The organism is Streptomyces sp. NPDC037288 (assembly GCF_055603265.1).
Genome location: NZ_JBVJVY010000169.1, coordinates 1 through 3253 on the forward strand (window position 1 = coordinate 1; position 3253 = coordinate 3253).

2 protein-coding genes and 1 pseudogene are annotated in these 3253 nt (G+C 63.1%); all 3 read right to left on the minus strand.

Annotated features, from left to right (window positions below; all coding sequences use genetic code 11):
• Positions 1–142: 142 nt before the first annotated feature.
• Positions 143–1585, minus strand: coding sequence for an amidase (locus ACZ7GZ_RS42855; protein ID WP_471033247.1), 1443 nt, complete (start codon positions 1583–1585; stop codon positions 143–145).
• A 547-nt stretch (positions 1586–2132) separates the two neighbouring features.
• On the minus strand, positions 2133–2747 hold the full coding sequence (locus ACZ7GZ_RS42860; RefSeq protein WP_471033250.1) for a ketoacyl-ACP synthase III: 615 nt from the start codon (positions 2745–2747) through the stop codon (positions 2133–2135).
• Between the two features lie 424 nt (positions 2748–3171).
• Positions 3172–3253 (minus strand): annotated as a pseudogene (locus ACZ7GZ_RS42865) (IS5/IS1182 family transposase); the annotation flags it as partial.

Here is a 3253-nt window from a genome sequence, read left to right on the forward strand (position 1 = left end):
GCGCGACCTCCGCCGCGGACTTCCCGGTCTCCAACACGATCCGTACCGCACCCTCACGGAACGGCGCGTCATACGACCGTCGCTTCCCACCCATGCCCCCCAACCTCCCCTTCAGTCACACCTCCACGCTACGAGGGGAAGGTCACTGCGGCGCTGTCACGTCTTCCGTGTTGTTGACGAACGGGTCAACTGGTGTGAGTCGGCCCACGGCTGCTTCGATGACAGCGGCAGTGGAAAGCGCGAGGTCTTCGCGAAACGGCGCTGCGATGCACTGAACGCCGACGGGCATACCTGCCATGAGACCTGCTGGGGTTGTCACTGCCGGCAGGCCGAGAAGGTTGGCCGGCATGACCGGGCGAAGCAGTTCCATGGCAGCTTGGGCCTGGGTGGGTGTCTCGGCGTCCCAGCCGTGCGGGAAAGCTGGCTGCGACCAGACAGGCGTTACGATGATGGGGTAGGTCTGCAGGAACTCGAGCCACGCCCGTGCCACACGGCGCCTGTGAACGAACAGCTCGACGTATGCCTCCAGATCGAGAACCGGCTCGTGGGCGAGCGCGCAGTCGAGGAAGCGTCGCCCGTCGTCGCCCATGACCTGTTCGAGAAGGGGCTGCATTGCGCGGATCTCGGTGAACAGGAACCGGCGCCAGAGTTCGATCGCGGCCGTGTAGTCGGGCGGCGAGAGTTCGTCGACGACGTACCCCGCCGACTCGAGGTGCTCCCCTGCCTGACGAACAATGGTCGCGATCCCCGTGTCGGTCGTGCCTCCCGGCGGTTCGGCAAGTAGCGCTACACGCCTGGCTGTTGGAGGTTGCCCGGGGGCTTTCAGGGGGACGGGAACAGAACCCGGGTCACGGTGGTGAGCACCTGCGATCACGCCGAGACCGAGACTTAGGTCGGCGACCCGGCGCGCCATGACACCGTTGGTCTGCATCATCTGGAGCGACAGGGGGCCATCTTCAGGTTCGATGACCGTAGCGTGCGGGACACGCCCCTGAGTCGGCTTGACGGCGGAGATGCCGCAGCAATGGGCCGGATTACGGAGGGATCCGCCGATGTCATTCCCAATCCCCAATGGCGTCATTCCCGAGGCCAGCGCGGCCGCTTCTCCTCCGGATGAGCCGCCCGCGGTGCGGCCGGGATGCCACGGGTTGCGTGTCAGGCCTCGCAGGCTGCTGTCGGTGTGGATACGCAAGGCCATGTCGGGAAGATTCGTGCGCCCCAGGACGATGGCGCCGGCCGCTCGCAACCGCTCAACGGCGGGTGCGTCGTGCGATGCGATGGCGTGAGCCAGGGCAGGGATACCATGGGTGGTTGCAGTGCCGGCGACGTCGACGTTTTCCTTGATGGTCACTGGCACGCCATGAAGTGCACCCAGGTGGGATTCCCCAGCCGCGGTCCGCTCGTCGGCGGCTCTCGCCTCGTCCAGGGCTCGGTCCCGCAAGGTGTCGACTACCGCATTAAGGGCCGGATTGACCTCTTCGATGCGATGCAAGTGGGCTTCGATCACCTCAACCGCGGAAATCTCACGTGAACGGATCAATCGCGCCAATTCGTGGGCATCCTTGCGCCAGAGCTCTTCAGCCATTTCGACCCCATAGCTACTTAACCGAAATGAGGTGTTCGCAGGCGTTGCGGCACCCCAATCGGAATATCGGGAGACATGTCGGTCTGTTAATTTCGCCATTCACTGCGGGAGGCAGGCCGACCAGAAGCCAGGTCAAGTGCCGGCGCCGACCCTCGTTAGCCGGGGCTTTCTTCGCGGATTGCATGGTGCCGAAGGGCGCCTGCACCGGTAGATACCCAGAATGTTCACGCCGAGTGCATTGATAAGTGCTTGGACCCCACGCCGTGGGGCGCGCGTGTACTTTTCGATCCCCCGGAGGGTGACTGGTATCATCACATTGCCTCACGTGTGGCCTGTTACTGCGGACGAGGGCGACCTGATACGAGGGACCAATATCCAGGCTATGGCCCACCGTGTTGAGAATGCGCTTGTCAGCCCAGTGACCCACAAAGGCCCGCACAGACGGGCTGACCAGCCAGTCCTATCCAGCACCGACTGTACGGAATTCGTCATGCGGCACACTGCATGTCCATACACCTAACGGCCATAAATACGGAGGTAGCGTCGTTCACGCGGATCCCCCGCTGTTGGCACGGGAATAGCACGAATCCACGGCTACTGGCATCAAGCCGGCACTGTCGCTGCCAAGGTAGAATTCCCGAGTCGCCCCGGGCTCAGCGCCGTGTCCGCACGTAGCAGGACTACCTCGGCTCCGTCGCCCAAGATGGCCGCAGTGTGCCGTTCCGCGGATCGATGGTCGATGTGTACTCCTGGCGCCGATCACAAGCGGGCGGCAGCAGGCTCGGGAGTTTATGAGGGCATGGGACACGGCCAAAACGTAGACAAATCCCGAGCACACTGCCGACAGGTCCAGCGCTGGTACACCGTTCAGCCCGAGATGGTGGGCCACCTCCGGCGCGGTCTCCGGACACGGATGATCAGGCGTCGTCGTCAGCAGTACAAAATCAGCATTCGCCTCGGCCGACATCAGCGCAGCACGGCCCGCTGCCACGGGCAGCTCACCCCCTCTCCCAAGCCTCTCGGTCACCTGCCGCTCCTCGATGCCCGTATGGGAGCGGATTGATGTGTCCGAAATGTCCCACGGGATCGCCGCATCCATATTCGTTGCTACGGGCTCGGGCAGACACACGCCCAGCCCCGAGATAACTGAAACTGGAGCCATCGAGATCTTCTTTCATAGCCATACGCCGCAGCAAAGGGACTCGTCGAGCAACAGCGCTGTTCATCCGCCAGGGCCCGTTCCATTGATCGAAGGAAGGCGGCCCTCTTTCAATGAAAGCTCTGTACTGCGATGGTCGGAACACGCCTCAAGCATCAGATGCGTGCAGAACGGGCAAGATTGTGCACTCGTTATTGCACCTCCTTCATCTCGAGGGGGGAAGCCAATGCCGTTGCTTGATCACTGAACTATGCCCGTATGCAGCCTGATGGTCTTGGCGGACACCCGGCGCACGGGGACGCGCGGCTGGTCCTTCGGCCGTTAGGAGTACAGCGAGTTGGGCCGCTTGAGGAACCGATCGGCTTCTCGCAGTCGACGGGTCCCGTTGTCGAGTTTCCGGCGGACCTTCGCTGCCAGTGAACCGTTTTCATCCTGAATATGTGCAGGTCATCAGGGTGTGGACGGCTTGAACTGCTGTGCCGATGCGGCGGGTGGAGCAGCGTGCTCGC